Source organism: Streptomyces sp. NPDC104106 (assembly GCF_055584345.1).
In genome coordinates this window covers 127,610-148,505 of the sequence record NZ_JBVJMF010000022.1, presented here as the reverse complement: position 1 = coordinate 148,505, position 20,896 = coordinate 127,610, and the positions used below count along the sequence as shown (strand labels likewise).

Genomic DNA, 20,896 nt, shown 5'->3' with positions numbered 1-20,896 from the left:
ACCCCCACCATGACACCATTTCAGAAACCGGCACACCCGATCCGTGAATTCACCGCACGCCCGCACGAAAACAAACCTCCCCGCCCCTGACACACGGGGCAGGAGACAACCATTCCCGGGACACGGAAGGGGCCTGACGGCCCCACCAGACATCCCGACACGTACCCGTCAATCTGACACTGCGTCATGCGCAATGCAGGAATCAAAAGTCACCACTCGAAAACGGAATGAACCCGAAACAGGAAACCCCGGCAAGAACCTCTGACAGGCCCTTCCCGGGGTTTCTACATGCACCGCATTCCCTGAGCTGCTGCTTATCCGTAAGTGCACCAGCCCCCATTATCGGGATGCGCGGCATTCACACGGAATCACCTCAGATTGGGGACTGTGTGATGCAGCCGGAGACCTATAGACGGAGATTGCGCGTTCCAAATCTCAATGCATGAGCTGCAAGTGGCCAAGCGGGGATCCACCGCAATAGGGCGGTTTCCCCCGCACCAAGCCATCCCTCGCTCAACGGTGCCCATGGGTACTGCCGACGGCTGCGCAGGGCGCCATGTCGACGGCTCCAGCGCTTCCGCGATGCAGGCCTCCTCTGTTGGAACCGGTGGGGCGCTGCGGACTACCTCTGCGAGTTGCTGAAGCCTGTTCTCCAGGTCCTCGCGGGATCCGTACAGGGCGATGCCGTTGCTTCCGGTCCAGACGGCAACGGCGATCTCCCCCGGCTCCACGACAGCGCCATCGATGTCGCATCCCGGGTAGAGAAGTTCGGCACTGCTGCTGGTGTCAGCCCATTCGAGTCGATCGGTCATGGCCTCTTCCTCATCGGCTGTTCGTGTCAGGGGGCCAGAAGTGCCGGCGGGGGCCGCCCCGCTGGGTCTGGCATGGGCCGGTGTCGGCCTCTGACGGGACCAGGCAGGTGGTGGGCCGCCGTTTCCGGTCAAGGAGCGGCGCTGCGGCCCTCCAGGGCGGCCGGGCCCTGCCGGGCCCGGCCGCCTGATAGTTCAGGCCCGGGTGAGCAGGAGGAGCCGCCGGTGGGCCTTGGTCTTCATGTCGTCGTCGGCTCCTTCGAGGGCGGCCGTGGCGCGGGCGATCTCCTCGGTCATCGTCTGGCCGGGGCGCCGGGGGGCGACGTGGTCGAGGTAGCCGGTGATGGCGCGCTCTGCGGCGTAGGCAGTACGGCCGACCCTGTCGGTCTCGGCGCGGAACACCTCGTCGATGGCGCTGAGTCGGGTGGCGAAGTTCCTGCGCTTCTGGTCGGTGGCGTCGTCGTCGAGGGGCCACAGGTCGGCGATGACCTTGTGGAAGTCAGCGACCGCGATGTCTGTGCGGGCGAGCGCGGTCTCTTCAGTGGCGAAGTTCTCGAAGTACTTCACGGACAGGCCGAGCGTGCGGCGGGCCTCCTTGATCTGGTTGGTGGCGCCTGCGGTGTGGCGGATGGCCCAGCGGGTCACGGCATCGCGGACGGCGAATCGCTCGGTGTTGGCGCAGACGGGCCGCCAGGGGGTCACAACGCACTGGAACTGCCCCTGGCCGCTGTGGTCGTTCATCACGGCGACGTACGGGACGATCTGGTCGTTGATGCCTTCGGCGTCCACGGTCACGGTCTCCGGCAGGCGGATCGAGATGAACACCCGGCGCCCGCCCCGGATGACCCCGGCGGACTCCCACACGACATCGAATCGGCCTACCAGCTCTTGCAGGAATTCGAAGCCCTCCCGGTTCTGGATCGGCTGGTATCGGCGGCCGACGACGCCGAGCGGCGCGCCGGTGTCCTCGCGGACAGTGTGGAACTGGTCGGCGTGCTCTCGCAGTTCGCCGTCCCACTTGTAGAGGGCGGGGACGGTGGTGACAGTGAAGTCGAGTCCACCCTTGCTCAGCACTTCGTCGATGTCGGTGGTGCCGCCGGGGATGATCTGGCCGAGTCCGTGCCAGGCGCGGGACGACGCGTACAGGGCGATCGTGCCGTCTGCGCGGGTGTCGAGGCCGTGGTTCGCGAGGATCGCATCGATCTCGCCCTGGGCGTTGCGGGAGACGGTGAAGGTCTCGCCCCGGTCCCAGCCGGTCAGGACCTCGTACTGATCGCCGCCGAGCATTCGGATCTCGCCTCGGTCGATGCGGGTCTGGAAGGCGCGCTCGCGGCTGCGGGCCGCGTCGATCTGGCGGGCCTTCTCGTTGGCGAACGCGGTGTTCACGTCGGTGATGGTCACGGTGCACTCCTGAACTTCGTTGCGGGTGTGCCTTCGGTGGCCGGGGAGGGTCTGCCACGAACTCCTCCTCGACGAGACAAATATACCGCAGTTCGATCACTTTCGGGAGGGTGGTCGCCCACATTTCTTGGACAATTTCCCCAGCTCAGACGGCCTTTGAGCGTGGGGCGCAGCAGGGCGTGGGGGTGATCGGCGGCCCCCGTGGGCGCGGAGCGCCGAGGGCAAGGTGGCGGGCAGCGCGAAGCGAGGGGCCAGGGCGCGGAGCGCGCTGGGACCGGCTGCCCGGGACCGCAGTGCGCGAGAGCGCGCAGCGCTCGGTTAGGGCGCCGCGGAGCGGGGTCCTAACGCGCAGCGAGGGGCAGAGCCGCGGAGCGGCTCCGCCCCTCCGTCGGCCGCCACCGCGCCCTGCTGCGCCCCACGCTCAAAATGTGTCGTGCTGCTCCCTGCGCGCGTGCAGCGTCCTCCCGTCGCCCTGTGCACCCAGCTCTCGGAAGCTCCCGCTGGGGTCGCTTCCCCGCCGGCCCTGATGAGTTGCTGCCGGCGGGTTGGGGGTTCTGTGAAGTTCAGCAGCGAATATCGCTGCGCCATGGGCGTTTCGGTAGGCACGGTGCCCTGCACGGCGACTTCGAAAATGAAAGAGCTGAGAGTGACACTGTTCCGGCTCGTCTGGACCAAATACACCGACCTGATTGGAGATGGTGCGGGATTGTAAGACACCGCATTCAGTGATATTCAGCGCTTCGGCGATTCTGGCGTCCCTGATGGTGACGTGCGCGGTGGGCGTGACGGGCTGCTTTTCTGCCTGCAATTCGGTCTTCGTGGACTAGGTGACCTGCTACATGGGTGCCTGCTGGCTAGGTGGCTTCGGTGCGGTGGAGGTGCCACTCTTCCGCCGCGGTGTGATGGCGCCTGCTGTGGGGCCCCACGGAGGCACCAAGAGATGACGACGGCGGGTTGGTGGTGGTGCAACCGGTCGGCAGCCATCAGGAGCCAGAAACGGGCGTCCTGGGGTCTCCGTCCGGGTAGGCGAGGACCGTGATCGCGTCCTGGATATGCGCCTCACACCATGCGTTCGTGCAGGCCGTGTCCGTCCACAGCAAGAAGGCGTCGGGCTGGCAGCGGTCATCGGTCGGTGTGCGGACGGGATCACGGGCGGCGGCCGAACCACCGCCGCCATCCTCGGCGGCGCGGTGCAGGTCCCGCAAGCGGAGGCACCGGGGGCGGCGGGAAAGGCGGCCGTGGTGGTACGGGCGGGGGTTGCGTGGGGGCGTCAGGAACCGCTGGTTCGGGATGCGGCGGTGTCACGGCCGGCTCGTCGGCGAGCTCGGATTCGGGCAGCACCGTCTCGGCTGCAGGTTGGGCCTGCGGGGGTGGAGCCGCCAGCGCTGGCGGCAGGGACGGCGTGATGGATGCGGGCTGGGCCGGTGCTGAGCGAGGTTTCGGTGCGGGGCGCGAGCGGCGGGCGCGTGCCCGGGCTTCGGCGTCGGCCCGCTGGCGGGCAGTGACGGGGGCAGGGCATGTCGGCTCGGTGGGTAGCCCGGTGGTGGGGTCGGTCTCCCAGTACGCGATCTGCCAGTGCTCGTCGGCGAACAGCCGCAGCTGGGGAACGTGGGGCGTGTCAAAGACGGTCCAGTCGCCGACGGCGAGGACGTGAGTGCCGGCGGTGAGCGGCTTGATGAGGCTGTCGTGGGCGGAGCGCAGCAGCACGTGGAAGCGGGCGCCGTCGGCGGGAACATCGAGCGCGAGGCGGGCGTACGGCTTTCCGTTCCTGTCCTGGACGATGCTGTGGACCGTGCCGTGCACGGCGATCGGGTGGCTGATCGGCTCTCGGCGGGCGCACCGCTGGTAGAGGTCTGCGTAGGTCCGCGGGCTGTAGCAGAACCGGCCCCAAAGGATGGGGCGCTGACCGTGGGGTTTGACTCTGAAGCGCTCGACAACCCTGGGGTCGAAGCCGTGCATCTGCAGGAACCGGGCGATCTTCGCGGCACTCGTGATGGCCGGCGGGAGGTAGGGCCGCACGGTGGTCGTGTCGTGGGTGCGGACCACATCAGTGTCGGTGTCGTCGATCGGCATAGTCGGCCAGGGCGGCAGGGCACTGATGTCAGCGGGGAGTTCGAGACGGAGCAGGCCGTCATCGGTGACGTGGGCCAGGCCGTGAGACCCGTGCGCGATGCTCTGGATGACCTCTGTGGGGTTGAGCAGGCAGCCGGCTTCGTGGCTGGTCCCCTTGGCCAGACGAAAGAGGCTCGGGACGCTTTTGTAGCCGCGTACCGGTTCGACGGCGCGGTCGCAGTGCAGGCAGATCAGGGGCCGTTCGAACGGTTCCGGGTCGGGGCCGATCTCCTCGGCCGGGACCAGCCTGCCGGTGCGCTGCTCGCGGGCCTTGTCCATCTGCTTCTGCTGTGCCTTCCGGTCAGGGGCCGACGGCCAGCTGGCATCCGGGCGGGATGCCCCAGCGGGCGAGAAGGCCACGGGTTCGGGCGGCGCGTGCGGCAGTGACCTCGAGCGAGACGGTGGCGCTGAGGGTCTGTATGCGGCCGTGGCCGGCGCGGGGCTCGTCCTCGGGTATCGGCACCGGGCTCCTTCAGCGGGTGTGGATCGGCCGGGGCAGGAGGTTGCGCAGGAGTTCTGCGGTGTCGGGCTCCATTTCGACCCCGCCGCCGATCGAGTCGTTGATCCTGCGAAGGCGTGCGGCGGCTTCGCGGAGTGCGTCGACGTCGCCGGCGGCGTGGTGGGCGAGGAAGAGGGCACGGTAGAGGGTCTCGCTGTCCTCGACGGCGAGCATGCCTTGGCGGGCCGCCCACAGAGCGCTGGGGATGTCTCCGGCCTCGCGTCGGCGGGTGGACAGTTCGCTGGCGACGTCCGTAATCGCGGACACCATTTCCTGGATGGTCGGCTCGGCCCAGGCGTAGCGCTGGGGATCCATGCCGGCGAAGGGGCGGCCGCGGACCAGCGCGAGGGCGCGCCGCAGGGCGAGGTCGCCGTCCTCGGTGGCCTCGGCGAGGCCTTGGCGGGCGTACTGCTGGAAGGTCACCCAGTCACAGGTGACGTGGGAGCCGAGGCGGTATCGCTTGTCGGGGGTGTTCTGGACGCGGGGCAGGTGTTGGTTGCCGTCGGCGTCGGTGCCGAGCCAGGAGCGGGTACGGCTGATGACGGCGTTGCGCATCTCCTTGTTGACCCGCGAGGCAGGCCATAGGGCGGCGTCGACGGCGTGGTGGTCGCTGCCGGGGTTGAGGGCCAGGAAGGCGAGGAGTTCGCTGGCGACGCTCTTGCGGTTGGAGTCGACCCGGCCGGAGGCGCCCGTGATGGTGATGGGGCCGAGGAGCAGGACGGCCGGGCCGGACGGTGTCTGATCCGGCTCGGCGGTGTTCGGGGCGGGTACAGCGGGCGCAGGGATCGGGGCGCCCGGTTGGGCGTCGGGCGACGTGCGTGGACGGTGTACGCGCTCGGCTTGGGCGGGTGTGGGAGCGTCGTCGGTGTCGTCGCCCTCAAGGGCCAGGACATCGGCGAGGGATTCGCCGCCGCTGGCTGTGGCGGCCGCGTCGCTGTCGGCTGCCGCGGCGGGTTCGGGGATGGTGACGTGGACGGCGGATGCCGGAGTGGTGCAGGGGCTGGTGAGTGCGAGGGAGATGTCGGCCGGGCCGGCCGCGGGTGCGACGTCGTCGGATTCGTCGTCCCCGAGGACGTCGGCGAGGGATTCGCTGGTGGGGGCGGGATTGGTCGCTGGGGCGTCCTGTGAGGTGGCCGGGTGCTTTTCGAAGCTCGGGGCGGGCGATTCGGACTCGAGCGCTTCCTGTTCCAAGGCTGCGTACTCGTCTGGCAGCCCGTCGCTGTCCGCGCCGTCGTCGGCGAGCGGGTCGTCCTTGTCTGGCTGCATCCAGTCAGGGCCGGGCCCCACCCAGTCGGGGGCGGGTTCGTCGCTGTCGCTGTCGGCGGTGGTGAGCAGTTCGATGGCGTCGTGGAAGCGGTCGTCGTCCAGGGTCTGCAGGCGGACCGGCAGGCCCGAGCCGGGCAGGACGACGGTGTCGTCGGAGCTCTGGCAGGTGAGCGTCCATGCATCGTCCGGCAGGCCGGCAGGGGCGTGGGCGGTGATGATGGCGCTCGCTGTGCGGGGCGTTTCGGTGAGAGCGGCCAGCAGGTTGTCGGTGGCGGATTCGTCGGGCAGTTGCTCGGCGAGGAGGATGTGCGGGGTCCAGTCGCCGCCGGTGTCGTCGCGTAGCCGGGCGGCGCGTGGGGAGTCGGCGCCGAGTTCGCTGAGGGCGCTGCGCTGATCGTCGGCGTGGGCGACGAGTTCGGCGCGGGCGGCGTCGGCGTCTTCGGCGCGGGCTACGCGTTCGGGGACGGCCGTCTCCAGGCCGGGGACGGTGGTGCCGAGGGCGGTGACTTCGAGGTGGCCCGCCACGGGGGTGTTGGCGAGTTCCACGGCGATGGCCTGCAGGACGTGGCGGGCGAAGTCCGGGTCGCCGTCCAGGTGGAGGAGGCCGATGTGCTCCAGGTCGATGAGCACGTAGCGGCCTTGGGTGTCCCAGCCGATCGAGACGAGTGCCGGGTAGGGAGCCCCGACGCTGTGTCCAGTGTCCTCATCTGCCAGGTCGGGGTGATTGGCGGTGCAGGTCCACAGGTCCTGGCGGCCGGCCGACGCGGTGAACGGCGCGCAGGGCGGGGTGTCTTCGGCGAGGTGGAGCTCGAGGCGGCTTTCGTGGAGGACGGCCGCGTTGAGGACGGGGAGTTCACGCCCTTGTTCCTTCAGGTTGCCGGCGAGGCAGCGCAGAGCGGCGTTGAGCAGGTCGAAGCCGGTCGGGGCTTGGACGCTGCGCAGGCCTTGCTCGGTGGCGGCGGCACGGCCGGTGGGCATGGCGATGCGGCGTCCGGGACGGCGGCGATGCTGCTGCCGGCGGCGCCGTACGGAGAGGGTGCCGACGAGTGCTGCGGCGACGACGCCGGTCGCGGTCCACAGCATGACCGTGCTGAGGGGGCTTTCGCTGTCCTGGTGGGGCTGGGCGGCGGGTGCCGGGGAGGCAGTGTCCGTCGGGGCCGTGGTGTGGGGCGCGGCCGCGGATGGCTCGGCGGTCCGGCTCCTGGACGGGGCGGGCGTGGTGGCCGGTGGCTGCTGGTGCTGACCCTGACCAGTGTCCTGGTCGCCTGCGGTGGGCGCCGTACGGTCCCCCGGGCCGGTGTCGGTGGGCTTGTTGCGCGGCGTGGCGGTGTGGGGGCCCTGGTGGCCGGTGTCGGGATCGGCCGGTGCTTCGGCGTGGCCGGCCCCTGGCAGGTCGAGCTTCTGCCCGGGGAAGATCAGGTCTGGGTTGTCGAAGTGGCCTCCTCCTGGCTGGGCTTCGCCCCGGTTGGCCTCGTAGATCTCCTTCCAGGCCGTGGGGTCGCCGTACTCGTTGCCGGCGATCGACCAGAGGCTGTCGCCGGTGTCGACGGTTACCTGGTCGTGCCGCGGCACAGCCCGGTGGCTGGAGTGGTCCGAGCCGGGGGTCTTCTCGCTGGCGTCCTGAGCGTGCTCCGTGTGCGGCTGGCTGGGGGCGTCCGCGGTGCGGTCGGCGGTCGGCGTGGTGCTGGGGGCGGCGGCTGGGGTGGCGGGGCGGGCGTCGAGGGGCAGCTTGATGACTGTGTCTTTGGGCAGGTACTGGTCGCCGGAGGCGAGTTGGGGGATGTCCGGGTTGAGGGCGGCGATGTCCCGCCACCGCTGCCCGGTACCGAGGTATTGCTCGGCGAGGTCCCAAGGGGTTTCGGTCGCGGACGTGACCTTGTGGGTGGGGAAGGTGGCGTCGGCCGTCGGCGTGCTGGTCGGGTTGGCCGTCGCGCTGGAGCTGGGGCCGGCCAGGGTCTGGGTGACGGCGACGGCGGGCATGGTGGTGGCGGCCGAGGCGGCGGTGGGCGCCAGCAGCACGATGCCGCCGACCAGGAAGCTGGCCAGGGACTGCATGCTGCCCAGGCCGCGGATACGGGGGGCGGAGCGGCGGCGGGCGATGGCGACGACTTCGAGGGCGACGCTGAAGGTGAACGCGGCCCAGGCGGCCCAGCCGATGCAGGTGAGCGCGACCAGCCACAGGGTGCCGTCGTCCTGCTCGAGAAGCAGGTTGAGCCCCCCGGAGACTTCGGTGGGCTGGTGGCCGAGGGCGAGCAGTGCAAGGGGGACACCGCCGATCAGGGCGATGAGGAGGGCGAGGCCGACGAGAGCACGCAGCAGCGCGCCGACGGCGCGCAGCGGCTTGGCGGTGCGGTGGGCCATGCGGCTCAGCCTCCAGCTTGGGTCTGCAGGTGGGCGGTCGCGGTTCCGTCCACGTGGATCGTGCCCACGCCGAGCAGGGATGCAAAGTGGGTGGCGTAGGTGTCGTGGACGGTCACCGTCAGGGTCTGCCCTCCGTCGGTGATCTGTACGTCGCCTTGGACGCCTGCTGCGGCGAGGTAGTCCAGGGCGGCTCCGCGCGCGGCGTCGGGGTCGATGGTGATGGCGGTGCCCTGGATCGCTTGGGCGGCATCGACCTGCTCGCCGGCGGCGCGGGCGGCTTCCTGGGCAAGGGAGGTGGCCCGGTTGGAGGCGTTGAGGGCGCCGCCGCCGTCGACGAGCAGTCCCATGACCATGAGGATGGCGAGTGCGGACAGCGCCAGGAACAGGGACATGGATCCGCGGTCGCCTCGGGCGGCCACTGCGGCGCGGCAGCGGGCCAGCCGGTTCCGTGCGGCGTGGATCATTGCCGCCCCCGGTAGGTGTCGATCGGGCTGGTGAACGATGCCGTGAGGGTCTTGGATCCGGGCAGGCCGGGCAGCCCGATGTCCGACAGGCGTGCGGTGCAGGAGATCGTGGCGGTCACGGTGGCGGCTTGGCCGACGTCGAGGGAGTAGCCGGAGGTGTCGACCGTCACGTCGGTGGTCTGGCAGGTGATGCCGTCGCCGCTGAGGCTGTCCTCGGCGGCTGCCCGGGCCTGGGTCTGGGCGCTGGCGGCGTCGCGTTCGAGGGAGGCGGCGCGGGCCGCGGCGTGGGCGGCCGCGTCGACGGCCCCGTCGGCGTCGATGACACGGCCGAAGGCGATCATCAGTCCGAGCAGGGCGATGATGGCCGGGGCAATCACCACGACTTCCAGCGAAGCGCTGCCCCGGTCACGGTGCGGGCGGATGCGGATCATGGGTTCGTCCAGCGTTCGATCGGGCCGTGAGCGTCCTGGGTGACCGTCAGTTCCAGCCCGGGAACCAGGGTGGCCACGTGCCCGGTGACCGTGATGTGGATTTCCTCGGCGGTGCTGCCCGCGGAGGAGACGGACGCGCCGCGCACGCTGCCGCCGAACTTGGCGAGGAAGCCCTGCGCCTGGGCGACGCCGTCGCCTGGGCTGGAGCCGAACTGGCGGCCGGTGTCGACGCCTTGCCGCGCCGCGGACTGCGCGACTTTACGGGCGTGGTAGTACAAGCCGACCTGGATGATGGTGAAGACCAGCATCAGCACCACGACAGCCAGGACGGCGACCTCCACGCTGCCGTTCCCGCGGTCTTGGCGCAGTCGGGCAGCCAGTGCCCGCCAGCGGCCGCTGGGCCTGTGCGTCTTCACCGTCTCTTCCCTCCCCTGGTGGTGGATCCGTCCTTCAGCCGCCGTTGATGATGCCGATCTTCTCCAGCACCTTTGTATGGATGGCGGCGACCACGAGGCCGGCCACCACGATCAGGACGGCGGCCATGACGGCGAGTTCGGTGGTGGACTGGCCGGCGTCGCCGGCGTTCTTCAGCTGCTCCCAGCGGGCCCGCAGCAGGGTCGTGAGGTAGGTGAGGTCCATCGTGCTTTTCCTTCTGTGTCAGCTGCCGAGAATGGTGATCGTCAGGGGAATCATCACGAAGGTGATCATGAGGATGACCCCGAAGGTGACCGGCAGGATCATGGCGGCGGAGGCCTCGTTTGCCTTGGCCTTCTGATCGGACAGCAGCGCGATGCGCAGCTGCCGGGCCTGCGCCTGCAAGGTGGTGTAAACGGCGGCGCCGTCCCCGGCCAGGGCGAGGGTGTCGGCGGGCCGGGTCAGTTCCGGGATGTCGAGCTCCTCGCCGAGCTGCTTCAAGGCGTCCCACGGAGTGACGCCGGCGAGGTCGGCCTGGTGGAAGACCTGCCGCATCCGCTCGAAGATGAAGTTCTCACCGACCCTCGCGGTGTCGGTCAGGGCCTGGGCGGCACCGGAGTTGGCGACCCGGGCCAGCGCTACGCGCTCGAGGTAGGAGGCGGCCGCGTGCCGGACGATCAGGCGGGCCTCACCGGCCTCCTTGGCGACCTCGCGGCCCGGCCACAGCCAGAACAGGGCAGCCAGGCCGAGAGAGAGGCCCGCCGGGACGACGTAGGGAAACGGTGCGCCGGCGAGGGCGAGCATGGCTTGCAGTAGCTGCGGAATGATCAGGCCGTAGAGGGCGAACAAGAAGCGTTTGCCGAGGTGTTCGGCCGGGCTGATGCGCAGCAGATTCAGGTCGCGCATCGGCAGGGCGATGCGCTCCCCGAAGTCGGCCAGAAGCCGGTTGCCGACTCGCTCAGGTAGCGATCCGGTGGCGGCGGGAGCGTCGGTGGGCAGGGCGGTGGGCACCTTGCTCGCGTCCAGCCGGTCCAGGACGCTGGTCAGATCGGGCTTTGCGGGCCAGGCGGCGCGCACGCCCAGGCCGAGCAGGACGCCGGCGGCGGCTGCGGGCGCGATGACGTTCAGGGGGATCATCGTGCGTCCTCTTTCCGGGCATGCGCGGTGGCCGCCGAGGCCCAGGCCTGCGGACGGACGCTGTCGGCGCTGAAGGCGTAGCTGAGCGCGATGTCCCGGGCGTGGCGCTTGTCGATCTCGATCAGGCGCGGGTCGGGGGTAGTGCGGGCGATGCGGCGCAGCAGCATCAGCGTCCAGGCGAATCCACCGCCGAGCAGGGCGAGCACGACCTGTCCGGCCGGGGTCTGGTACCAGCCCGACCAGCCGTCGTTCAGCATGCAGCCGAGGACGACGATGAGCACGACGATGGAGACCATGCGCGCGCTTTTGCGGACCTTGGCCCGGTCGGCCTCGACGTCGCGGGCGTCAGCGGCCTGCTGGTGGATGGTGACGGCCAGCGCCTCGAGCGCATCAGCGAGACCCGGGCCCTTGTAGACGGCGTGGGACTGGAAGAGCAGCACCACGTGGTCGAAGACACCGTCGGCCATCTCGTCGGCGAACAGGTCGAAGGCGTCGTGTGCCTCCATGCCGGTGCGCAGCCGCTCGGACAGGGCGCGGACGTTCGCCGCGATCGGCGCGGGGGCGTTCTTCGCGGAGGCACGGATCGTGGCCGGCAGGCCGATGCCCGCGGTGTGGACACCGGCGAGGTGGTTGAGCCACTGCGCGAGGGCCTCGAGGCGTTCGATGCGCGCCTGCGCGGAGACTCCCGGGTTGAGGACGAACGGCAGGCCGAGGACCGCGGCTCCGGCGAGCAGACCGTGGACGGGCCAACCTGTGTAGGCCCACACCCCGAGGGTGACGACGCCGGCGAGCGTGACCAGGTAGCGCCAGCGGGCCTGCCACTTCTCCGGCAGCTCGGCCCGCGCGCGCCGCAGGCGGGCGGCGACCTGGCGGCGTGGCTTGAGTGGATCGGGCGTACGGCCGCGGAGCTCGCGCACCAGGGCGATGACGGCAACGGCGGCGAGAACCGCGAACAGGGCTGCCATCAAGGAGAGTTCGGAAATGGTCACGGTGCCTCCCCCGTGCATGCCCGAAGGGTAGGGACGTGTCGCGTCATGCCGAGGGGCCCTTTCGCTGCAGGGGCCCGCCCCACGCACCGAGCGGATTGTCGGTCAGCCAGGCGCGGTGGAAGGAAGGGCTGCCCTCGAGGTCGGGGAACCGGGACTTGTTCTCCAACTCGCCGATGAAGGAGGGCATGTTCTTGAAGACGGCGCGTGGCTCGTGCGGGCCGGCGGGGCCGAAGATCTCGGTGGTGGTGGGGCGGCCGCCTTCACCGACGAGGTCGTGGACCTCGTAGATGTGGCTGATGTAGCGGTGCTTGCGGCCGCCGTACTTCACGTCGTCCCAGTCGTAGGCGATGTAGACGACAACGTCGATGGAGGCGGCGATGAGGTGGTGCGCTGCCTCGGTGGCCATGCCGGCCTCCGTACACAGCTGCACCAGGCGGCTGATGATCGCGTGCGGGCGGCGCACGTGCATCGTGCACATCGATCCCGAACCGCCGGCCGACATGGCCTGCAGCATCGGCACGATCTCGGTGGAGCGGACCTCGCCGACGACGACCCGGGTTGCGTTGTAGCGCAGGGCGGTGGCGAACATGTCGGAGATCGTGATCTCGCCGGCCATCTTGTCGCCGAGAATCTCGCCGTTGCTTTGCCTCGCCTCGAACGCGTAGGTGATCGGGCCCGGCTTGCCGGAGGCGGCCGGTTCGTCCAGGTAGAGCTCGCGGTCGGACTCAAGGGTGACGAGGCGTTCGTCTGCGGGGATTTCCCGGCCGAGCGCGCGCAGGAGGGAGGTCTTGCCGGCGCCCATGTCGCCGACGACGAGCAGGTTCATCCGGGCCTGGACGCAGGCCCGCAGGAAGTACTGCAGGATCGGGTTGAGGGTGCCCCACTGGCGCAGTTCGTCCAGGCCGGTGTCGCGCAGGCGGTGTTTGCGGATGACGACGGAGGGTCGGCTGGTGAGCATGGAGGCGGTTACGCGGGAGCCGTCGGGCATACGGAAGCCGACCATCGGGGTGGATTGGGTCAGGCCGCGTTCGCCGTGGCCGGACAGGCGGGCCATGCGGTTGACCCAGGCGATGAGCTCCTCGTGGGAGTCGGCGACCTTGTCGATGGTGCGGCGTGGCCGGTCGAGGTATTCGACGTGTGCGCGCAGGCCGTCGACCATGACGTCCTCGACGCCGTCCTCGTCGAGGAGGCTCTGCAGGCGGCCGCCGCGGTACATGGAGTTGAAGACCGCGATGCCGATGGCCTGTTCCTGTGCCTCGGTGAGGGGCACGTTGGCCTGCGCGTACTTGGCGGCCCAGTCCGCGACCGCGGTGGTGACCAGGGAGCGGGCGAGCGCCCGCCGGTCGGCTTCCTCCATGAGCCGCTGGGGGTCCCGGGCGGTCAGCTGCTTGGAGACCTCGGCCTGCAGCGTCTCGATGACCTCCCAGCCCACCGGCAGCTCGCCGGGCAGGCCCGCCAGGCGGGGCACCGCGGCGGGGTCGGTCCGGGCCGGTGGGACGACGGCGGGCGGCACCTGCGGCGCGGTGGGCACGGGGCGTGTCTCGGGCGCGGCGCGCTGGGTGAGGTGTCCGGCAAGCAGGCCGGCGATGTCGTCGCGGCCCAGGGCTGGCTGATGGCCGTTGACGCCCGGACGCTGATGGGTGTCAGCCATGCTTCACTCCCCCTTCGGGGTGCTGCCGGTTCAGCCGCTGCAGGATCCCGGCCAGTTGGGGAGCGGCAGGGGGGTACTGCTGCTGGAGGTGGCGGCGGGATGCTGCGGCCTCGATGTGCTCAGTGGCGGTGCGGGCGTGCCGCAGCAGCGGGCTGCGGCCGTAGCCGCGGGGTGGGTTGCCGCCTGCGGTCAGGTAGTGGGCGACGTCCGGGTCGGAGGGCAGGGCGGCGATCACCGGCGTCTGCAGGGATTCGCCGACCTGATGGGCCCGGAAGGGACCTTCTTCGATCAGCAGCAGGCCGAGCGCGTCGGCACCGGAACCCTGTTCGTGCAGTGCTGTGCGCAGCGGGGGGATGACGTGGCGGGCCAGGGCGAGAGACTGCTCGGTGCCTCGTACGACGAGTAGGACCAGGTCGGCCCGGTACAGCAGCGGGGCCGGGGTCAGGGTCGGGTGGAGGTGGCCGGCCTCCAGGGCGAGGCGGCCGCAATCGATGAAGATGTCGTGGCCTGCCTGCTGGGCCATGACGTGCAGGACGTCGGCGAGGGCTGGCCAGGTGCGGGCCAGGGCGGCGGCTTGAGCGGGGTCGGTCAGGCCGGGCAGCAGTTTGCGGTGCCCGGGCTGGTCGAGGGGCCACAGGTGAGAGGCGAAGGCGTTGGCGAGGGCCTCGGGCCCGGTGCGCTCGGCGCGAGCCAGGTGGTAGAGGCCGAAGCCGGCGCTGACCTGGCCTCCGAGTAGCCCGGCCCGGATGGTGCCGCCGGCGGGGTCGCACTCGGCGAGCAGGGAGGCTCGTTTGGAGGCAAGGGTGAGGGCGAGCGCGGTGGTGGTGACGCCGGAGGACTTCGCGGAGACGAGTGCGGTGACGGGCATGGGCTAGTTGCTCCGGGGTTCCCGGACGAGCGCGATGCGGCTCTGGGAGGCGAGGCTGGCCAGCGTGGGGCCGTCGTTCGTGCCGACGGCGAGGTTGACGACGACCGCGCCGGAGGCGTCTGGGCGGGACACCGACACCACCACGGCGTCGATCGACGAGGCGCTGGGGTCGTCCTTCGCCGTTGTCGTGCTGCCCTGGGCAGGCGTGGTGACCGCGAGGACCTTGTCGCCGGGGAACAGGGTGCCGGCCGGTGCCTGGCCACGCTTGACCAGGACGCCGACCTGCTGCTTGTTGTCCCCCAAGCCAGTGCCGGCGGTCAGCTGCGAGGCGAGAAGGAGCCCGCCCTGGCGCAGGTCGACGGCCGTCCGCTTCCCTACCACCGACGCCTTGTCGGACGCCGGCAACGGGGTCAGTGCCGCATCGGCGGAGACCTCGGCGACGGTGATGTCCGTTGCCGTCAGGACCTGGCCGGCCGGGACATCGCGCGCGACGGCGAGCACCTTCGTGCGTGAACTGGCCGAGTTGACGGCCCATGCCGCGCCCAGGGCACAGACAACCGCGAGCACGATGCACAAGGCCGCCACGGACCAGCGGCGTTCCCGTTTGACGGGCGCCGTAGTGGTGATCGGCAGGTCGGCGCGGCCCGAGCCATTCGGGCGCGGCACGGTCGGCGCAGCAGAATCCATGACGGACAGTGACCTTTCGGGTGTTCGTTCGGGCGCGTGGCGCTGTGTCAGTTGAGGACCTGCACTTCGCGTACGTCGGCCGTGAACTGGCTCCGGCGTACCTCGGTGAACGATCCGGTGTCAGGGGGGCGACCGGTCACCTGCCAGTTGACGGTCCAGGTGGCCGTCGCGGTCCCGTGGAACTTCCCACCTGGTTCGTCGGTGGAGGCCTTGTCGTAGACGTGGCCGCAGTCCGGGGACTGAGCTTTGCCCATGGATGGCGTGTACTTGGTGCCAGGCCCGTTGCACACCACGGCGTCTGTGCCGTCGCCCATGTCCCAGCTGATCGAGGAGACCTCCGCAGTTGCCGTGACCGTCACCCCACCGGCCGACGCGGTGGCGCTGTTGGGCCCGTATGTGGTCTGCGTCTGGTCCACCCACATCCACATCGGCATACCGACCACGTACTTGCCGGCTGCCCGTGGGCTGGCGATGTCCGGGCCTTTCAGGAGCATCTTGTCTACGGCCTGGTGTGCGAGAGCTGCGGGATCGATGAACCCGGCCGGTGGGTTCTTCAGGAAGACGTAGACACTTCCCGGGTTGGGGCCGTCCAGGAGACATGTCATCTCATATGGGACAGAACCATCCCCTTGGCCAGCAGCCTTCCCCGCCTTCTCCAAATCTGCGATCAGGGCCGGATCGGTGACCTGTTTGTAGTAGCAGCCGTTGGAGAACGAACCGAGATCCGGGTCGTAGCACGGCAGTACCTTGCCGTTCTTTGTGCACTGGCGCGTGCCGCTCGGCGCTGAGCTCTTGGAATCATCCTTCTTGCCACCGCTACCGCTGGTTCCTGTCTCGACGCAGACCCAGCCGGTGTCGCAGTTGTTGACCCCTGACGAAGGATGCGGCTGGGGCTCGGCAGCGGAAGGCGAGGCCGACAGCGCGAGGGCCCCAATGACCGCAATCGCGGCGAAGGTGGACCTCAGCATTTCTGATCCCTGTGGAGGGTGTAGTCCTGCACCATCCAGCGGTCACCGAGGTCTACCACCACGCCCGTGATCACGAAGCGTCGTGCTTGCCCGTTGGTCGCGACATCCTTCCCGCTCTCTTTGAGGACGGGCTTCCAGTTGGAGGTGTCGAGACACTCCCACATCTTGACGGTGGGACGGGGCGCGTGGAGATCGACGGAAGTGACCTTGAAAGTACTGGTCGGCGCTCCTTTGAAGACCACGCCCTGCTGCCGGTAGTTGAAAAGGGCGACCTTGGTCTTCGACATCGCCTTGTCGTAGGAGTAGTCGCTGAGCCGGGTCTTGGTGACGTACCCCGTCTGCGAAGCTTTGATCTCTTCCGTCCGCATACCCTTCCAGGCGGCAAGAGCTGCCTGCTCCGCCTCCGGGGTCGGGCTTGTAGAGGTCGACGCTGCTGGCGACGATGCGGGAGGCGACGTCTGCGGAGAGGCCTTGCCGTCGCCATCGGAGGAGCCGCACGCGGACAAGGCGAGCGCGCCGCTCAGTGCGAGGGCTGCTGCAGTGAGATTTCGGAAGCGAACAGCGGAATGAGGGATCCGGTGTGCGCGGCGGTTCACGTTGCCTCCCCGTTCGGCGCGCCGTGGACGGGCGGCCGACGCGGGTGCGCCCGCCCAAGAACCCGCCCTCGAAACCTGGTCGAGCTGCGCTGATGCGCTATGTGTAGTCATCAGGTTACGCATATGCCAGCCAACATCCCAATGCTAAAAGGAAGTTCCTGTTCACAACTCGGGATGTATCTGGTCACAAGCGGATACGAAAATCGATAAGTTGCTCTATGCGTAAGTGATGGCCCGGCGCATTTGGGCGCTGACCGGGCGCTGGTCCCGAGGCACGCGCCACCTCCCTGCGACGGCCTCGGCTGAGCAGCCCAGATACGGCCGGGCACCGACATAGCCGCCACCGCTGCCGGCGTGGCAGATTCCAGCGCGGGCCATGGCCTAGTACGGGTCCGGGGGCGCTGGCGGTAGGTACTCCCATGTACTGCGGCGGTTCTGCGCTTCGAGCCGGTACTCCGCAACCTCTTCCGCTTGGGCCCACAGGTCTTCACAGGCCACCACCGGGTGTGAGTTCTCCAGCAGTGCATCGATCTCCTCTCGGGTCAGCTGTACGTTCTCCGGGTGTGCTCCTGGGACGTGGCACTCGGGCGCGGTGCGGGTTCTGCGCTGTTCTGTATGGCGAGCCAGGACCCGGTGGATCTCTTCGAAAGCGGCCGTCGCCCGCGCTGCAGCTGGCCGGAAGGTGCGAGCCTTCCAGGCCTGCATCGCGGCGTACCGGAAACCGTGAGGGGTCTGTCCGTCGTCCCACGTCGACGTCTCCGGCTGCCGGTATGGCGAGACCAGGCCGTCTGGCAGGAACAGTGCGCCGGTGTTCACCCGCCGGCGAATCTCGGACGCCACGTACGAGGCGATGTGCCGGGGCCGCAGCGGGACTGTCCAGCGGGCCAGCTCCCTGCCGACTTCCTCCCACGTCCATCCCGCTTCGAAGAACGGCCTGAGCGCGTAGGCCAGTTGACGCACGCATGATCCTTGGGTCCACCACGTGTGCAGCTGAACCCAACGGGCCTCCTGCATCGCCGCTGCCGTCCTCGCCGCCGACCAGCCGGTCGCGCCCTTGGCACGATTCGTGGGTGACTTCTTCTGACAAGCGCGCTCGCGCGTCCTGTCTTTAAGCCCCCCATCTACAGAACAGGAAGTACGTGGCTGAGGTACCACCACAGAAGGGGTGCACGACCCGGAGTTATCCACAGGCTCCGTCGGCTGATGACCCTGCCGTTCCCGATGCCTTTCCACCGCGGCCGCGACGGCCAGCTCGCGGCCGGCGTCGGTGACACCGACCTGCCGGGCCGCGTACCCCTGCCCCTCGATCCTGTGGCCCATAGCGTCGTCCCACACCCGCGGCGCGACCGCAGCGAACAGGGTGGCCGTGCCGCGATAGCCGTGCTCGCTCGTCCAGGCGGCGCCGTAGCGGGTGCGCAGCACGTTCCGCTTCGACCCGTGCTCCACGTAGGCGATGAGGCCGAGTTCTCGCAGGTAGCGAGTGTGATTGAAGACCGTGCGTCGCTTCAGGCCGAGCTCGCGGGCTGTCGCCTCCGCGCTGAACGGGAAGTGCCCGTTGGTGCTGCGCCCCATCCGCTCGGCGAAGACCTCGGCCAGCTGCAGCGTTGTACGGCCGGCCTTCGGGTGGAACCCGGCGCCGACCATGAACTGCACGGCAGCAAGGAACTCCGAGGCTCGGCGCAGACGCCGGGACGCGGTCGAACTGATCTCCTGCGCAGCAGTGTCACAGACGAGATCAAAAGCGTGACGGCACGTGTCCGCGACCGGTGCGGTCTTGGACACATCCAGGCATGCCGCCGGGTTGATATGGCGGCACACCAAAAGGTCGTGCATCATTACCTCCGTACTCCGGCGCCTCCGTGCCGGGGCATGACGAAGGCCGGTGACGGTGCTTCGTGGTTCTGGGAGAACCGAAAATCTGTCCGACCTGGGAAGGTCGGGCACTTCGCCGGACCAGGGACTAGGCCCCCTGGAGATGGCGGTGGCAGTTCGGCCGAATGGCCCGGTGGGGACCGGGCCTCGTGGCCAGGGACGGCAGTGGACCTTGGGGAAGGCGCCGCTGGGATCCGCCCCCTCGATGGGTTACGTCATCCAGCCCCCCTCAATGGGGACCGCGGCAGAGCCGCATGCCAGTAGGCATGCGGACGCCCGCCAGGGGGCCGGAGCTGACACAGCCTCCACCTGGCGGAGCTTGTTGTGTCCTGGGGGACAGTTCCGGGTACGCTGCATTGCAGCGAGACGCCTTTCCTTGTTTCCCGTCTCGCGATGTGCGAGACGCATTTCGACAGAGCTTGCTCGCACCGACGCGGCCCCCGTGGCGTGTTCCAGGTTGTGGCGACCTGGAGCCATGTGGGGCCTTTGTCGTGTCCGAGTGGCCGTACCTGCATCCGGGTGGAGGCAGAAGGCGGCGCGGGTCCACCCTAGTCCCATCGGTGCACCTACTGGCACACGTTTCACGCGCTCATCCCCCGTGTCGCTCGCATGTTCTTGACGCGTCGTCGTGTCGCTGGTTTGGGCCCAACGAGTTGGCCGCACGGCCGGTGACGTGGGGTCAGGACGCAAGGCGGTGCTCCCGGGCCATGGGAGAGTCCGCTGCATGAGGTGCGGGGACCCCCGCTCGGCGGGTCTGGAACGGCCCGATCAGAAGGTCGTCTATGGTTCCGCGGCCGCCGGTCTGGTTCTGCCAGCCCTCCAGAACGTGCTGGACGATCGAGCGGGCCACCAGCTGGTACTCGGCGGCGCACTGCTCGTCCTGGGCAAGGCCGGCCAGGTGCTTGGTGTGGCAGTAGGTGGCCATCATCTCTGCGATGAGCGGGGAGAACAGCTGCGGCAGCGGCCTCATGTCTGCACATGCTGCCGGCACGCAGTCGGGCAGGGGCTTCGGGTCGGGGGCGGTACGGCGGGGCGGGCGGCGGAAGCTGAAGAGGCGGCTGAGCATCGCGGTTCTCCTTCGCGGCGATGGGGTCAGGTCTGTGGGCCGGTGTAGTCGGCGGTGATGTGGTCGAGGAGGATCTGAGCCCGGGCGCTGTGCTGGGCCACCCAGAGGCTCAGCTGGGCGGCAGTGACGGTGGCGCCGTTGGGCAGCAGGAGTCGCGCCGGCGTCTGGCCGAGCTCGAGCGCCTTCTCCAGGTGCCCGATGGCCGTCGTCAGCTCGGTGATGAACGAGTCCGCACCCGTGCCGGCCGCGTCGCTGCCCGTGCCGGCGTGCGGGAGGAGGGGAACGACCAAGGCGGTGGCTGCGGCGGAGCCCTGGCTGGGGCGGTGGGCGGTCATGCGGCCGGCGCCTTGGCGATCGGCTGGGCGGTCGACTGGGCGGGGCGCATAAGGGCGTCGACCGGCTCGGCGTCTCCCAGTACGGGGATGAAGATTCTGCTGAAGGGGCCGTGTTCGCGCAGCTGGTCGAGGGTGGTGACGCCGGCCCGCAGGGCGGTGGCGGCCAGGACCGGGTCGGCGGCGGAGAGGCTGCGCAGGTCGGCGATGCGGCGCTCGAGCCGTTCCGGGGAGGCACCGGTGAGCACGAGCAGGATGCGCGGGAACGACTGGGAGGGGTAGCGCGAGCGCCAGGCCGGTGCGGTGGCCGTACGGCGGGGCGGCCGCGGCCCGCGGCCGCCGGTGGGTTGGGGGACGTAGCGCTGGTAGGCGGCGTAGGCGTGGAGCTTCTGGGCGAGTCGCGCGATCGTCATCTGCGTCCGGTCGACCTCGATCATGAAGGTGAGAAGCGTGCGCTTCTGCCCCGAGACGTGGATGTAGTTGAGGACGGCGTCCGGGATCAGGCGCAGGTCCTCGCCTGGGCGCTGTTCGTCGCGGTAGGTGTGGGCGATCTCCGGCGACCAGTCCAGCGGGCCGCACTCGTGGCCGAGTGCGCGGGCGTGTGAGACGAACGCCAGGCCGGTCTCGACGGTGGCCAGGGTGTGCTCCTGCAGCGGGCCGGCGGCCGCCTCCGGGCTCATCCGGTACGGGCGCTGGGGCAGCAGGCCGGTGGCCTCGACCGCGGCGGCGCCGGGCTCGGTGAGCCACCACAAAAGATCGGTCTGGCCGTGGGCGCGCCGGCCGACGCGTTCGACCAGGCCGCGCTCGCGGAGCATGTGCAGCTGACGGCGCAGGTATTCGGCCCGGGTGTGGTGCGGGGTGAGCATCTGGTGCAGCTGCTGGGTGGAGACCAGACGGTGCTGGTACAGGGCGTTCAGGGCTTGCTGGCCAACGTCGTTGGCGCCCATCGGGATTGGGGTGGGGTAGGGCATGG

Annotated in this window: 19 protein-coding genes; all 19 read right to left on the bottom strand. The window is 69.7% G+C overall.

Going from position 1 to position 20,896, the window contains the following annotated elements; genetic code table 11:
- Positions 1-1,004 precede the first annotated feature (1,004 nt).
- The 19 genes from ACZ60X_RS36745 to ACZ60X_RS36655 all read right to left on the bottom strand — a co-directional run bounded on the left by ACZ60X_RS36745 (position 1,005) and on the right by ACZ60X_RS36655 (position 20,894).
- Positions 1,005-2,210, bottom strand: coding sequence for a DUF932 domain-containing protein (locus tag ACZ60X_RS36745; RefSeq protein ID WP_469608250.1), 1,206 nt, complete (start codon positions 2,208-2,210; stop codon positions 1,005-1,007).
- Between the two features lie 1,146 nt (positions 2,211-3,356).
- On the bottom strand, positions 3,357-4,601 hold the full coding sequence (locus ACZ60X_RS36740; protein ID WP_469608247.1) for a hypothetical protein: 1,245 nt from the start codon (positions 4,599-4,601) through the stop codon (positions 3,357-3,359).
- Between the two features lie 22 nt (positions 4,602-4,623).
- Positions 4,624-4,785, bottom strand: a complete 162-nt coding sequence (locus ACZ60X_RS36735; RefSeq protein ID WP_469608244.1) for a hypothetical protein — start codon at positions 4,783-4,785, stop codon at positions 4,624-4,626.
- 9 nt (positions 4,786-4,794) lie between these two features.
- Entirely contained in the window at positions 4,795-8,448 is a 3,654-nt protein-coding gene (locus tag ACZ60X_RS36730; RefSeq protein ID WP_469608241.1) for a LysM peptidoglycan-binding domain-containing protein, read from the bottom strand.
- Between the two features lie 5 nt (positions 8,449-8,453).
- A complete protein-coding gene (locus tag ACZ60X_RS36725) occupies positions 8,454-8,840 on the bottom strand; it encodes a pilus assembly protein TadG-related protein (protein ID WP_236678838.1) in 387 nt (128 codons plus the stop codon).
- 68 nt (positions 8,841-8,908) lie between these two features.
- Positions 8,909-9,343: a TadE/TadG family type IV pilus assembly protein gene (locus ACZ60X_RS36720; RefSeq protein WP_469608236.1), complete on the bottom strand. Its 435-nt coding sequence runs from the start codon at positions 9,341-9,343 to the stop codon at positions 8,909-8,911.
- Complete coding sequence (locus ACZ60X_RS36715) at positions 9,340-9,759, bottom strand: TadE/TadG family type IV pilus assembly protein (protein ID WP_469608234.1); 420 nt, start codon at positions 9,757-9,759, stop codon at positions 9,340-9,342. The genes ACZ60X_RS36720 and ACZ60X_RS36715 overlap by 4 nt, the downstream gene beginning before the upstream one ends.
- A 34-nt stretch (positions 9,760-9,793) precedes the next feature.
- Positions 9,794-9,982, bottom strand: coding sequence for a hypothetical protein (locus tag ACZ60X_RS36710; RefSeq protein ID WP_469608231.1), 189 nt, complete (start codon positions 9,980-9,982; stop codon positions 9,794-9,796).
- An 18-nt stretch (positions 9,983-10,000) separates the two neighbouring features.
- Complete coding sequence (locus ACZ60X_RS36705; RefSeq protein ID WP_469608229.1) at positions 10,001-10,894, bottom strand: type II secretion system F family protein; 894 nt, start codon at positions 10,892-10,894, stop codon at positions 10,001-10,003.
- A complete protein-coding gene (locus tag ACZ60X_RS36700) occupies positions 10,891-11,883 on the bottom strand; it encodes a type II secretion system F family protein (protein WP_469608225.1) in 993 nt (330 codons plus the stop codon). The genes ACZ60X_RS36705 and ACZ60X_RS36700 overlap by 4 nt, the downstream gene beginning before the upstream one ends.
- 43 nt (positions 11,884-11,926) lie before the next feature.
- The gene (locus ACZ60X_RS36695) at positions 11,927-13,534 is read right to left on the bottom strand and encodes a CpaF family protein (protein ID WP_469608223.1); all 1,608 of its coding nucleotides are present in this window, start codon (positions 13,532-13,534) and stop codon (positions 11,927-11,929) included.
- On the bottom strand, positions 13,527-14,402 hold the full coding sequence (locus ACZ60X_RS36690) for a MinD/ParA family ATP-binding protein (protein WP_469608220.1): 876 nt from the start codon (positions 14,400-14,402) through the stop codon (positions 13,527-13,529). The genes ACZ60X_RS36695 and ACZ60X_RS36690 overlap by 8 nt, the downstream gene beginning before the upstream one ends.
- Before the next feature lie 3 nt (positions 14,403-14,405).
- Positions 14,406-15,089 carry an SAF domain-containing protein gene (locus ACZ60X_RS36685; RefSeq protein ID WP_469608218.1) on the bottom strand — a complete coding sequence of 228 codons (684 nt, stop codon included), beginning with the start codon at positions 15,087-15,089 and terminating at the stop codon, positions 14,406-14,408.
- 47 nt (positions 15,090-15,136) lie between these two features.
- Complete coding sequence (locus ACZ60X_RS36680) at positions 15,137-16,057, bottom strand: ATP/GTP-binding protein (RefSeq protein WP_469608216.1); 921 nt, start codon at positions 16,055-16,057, stop codon at positions 15,137-15,139.
- Complete coding sequence (locus tag ACZ60X_RS36675) at positions 16,051-16,653, bottom strand: hypothetical protein (RefSeq protein ID WP_469608213.1); 603 nt, start codon at positions 16,651-16,653, stop codon at positions 16,051-16,053. Before ACZ60X_RS36675 ends, ACZ60X_RS36680 begins: the two co-directional genes overlap by 7 nt.
- A 381-nt stretch (positions 16,654-17,034) precedes the next feature.
- Entirely contained in the window at positions 17,035-18,489 is a 1,455-nt protein-coding gene (locus ACZ60X_RS36670) for a hypothetical protein (protein ID WP_469608211.1), read from the bottom strand.
- Between the two features lie 715 nt (positions 18,490-19,204).
- Positions 19,205-19,591, bottom strand: coding sequence for a hypothetical protein (locus ACZ60X_RS36665; protein ID WP_469608208.1), 387 nt, complete (start codon positions 19,589-19,591; stop codon positions 19,205-19,207).
- Between the two features lie 26 nt (positions 19,592-19,617).
- Positions 19,618-19,926 (bottom strand): hypothetical protein, encoded by a 309-nt coding sequence (locus ACZ60X_RS36660; RefSeq protein WP_469608205.1) that lies wholly within the window; start codon positions 19,924-19,926, stop codon positions 19,618-19,620.
- Positions 19,923-20,894 carry a replication-relaxation family protein gene (locus tag ACZ60X_RS36655; protein ID WP_469608202.1) on the bottom strand — a complete coding sequence of 324 codons (972 nt, stop codon included), beginning with the start codon at positions 20,892-20,894 and terminating at the stop codon, positions 19,923-19,925. The genes ACZ60X_RS36660 and ACZ60X_RS36655 overlap by 4 nt, the downstream gene beginning before the upstream one ends.
- Positions 20,895-20,896: the final 2 nt, after the last annotated feature.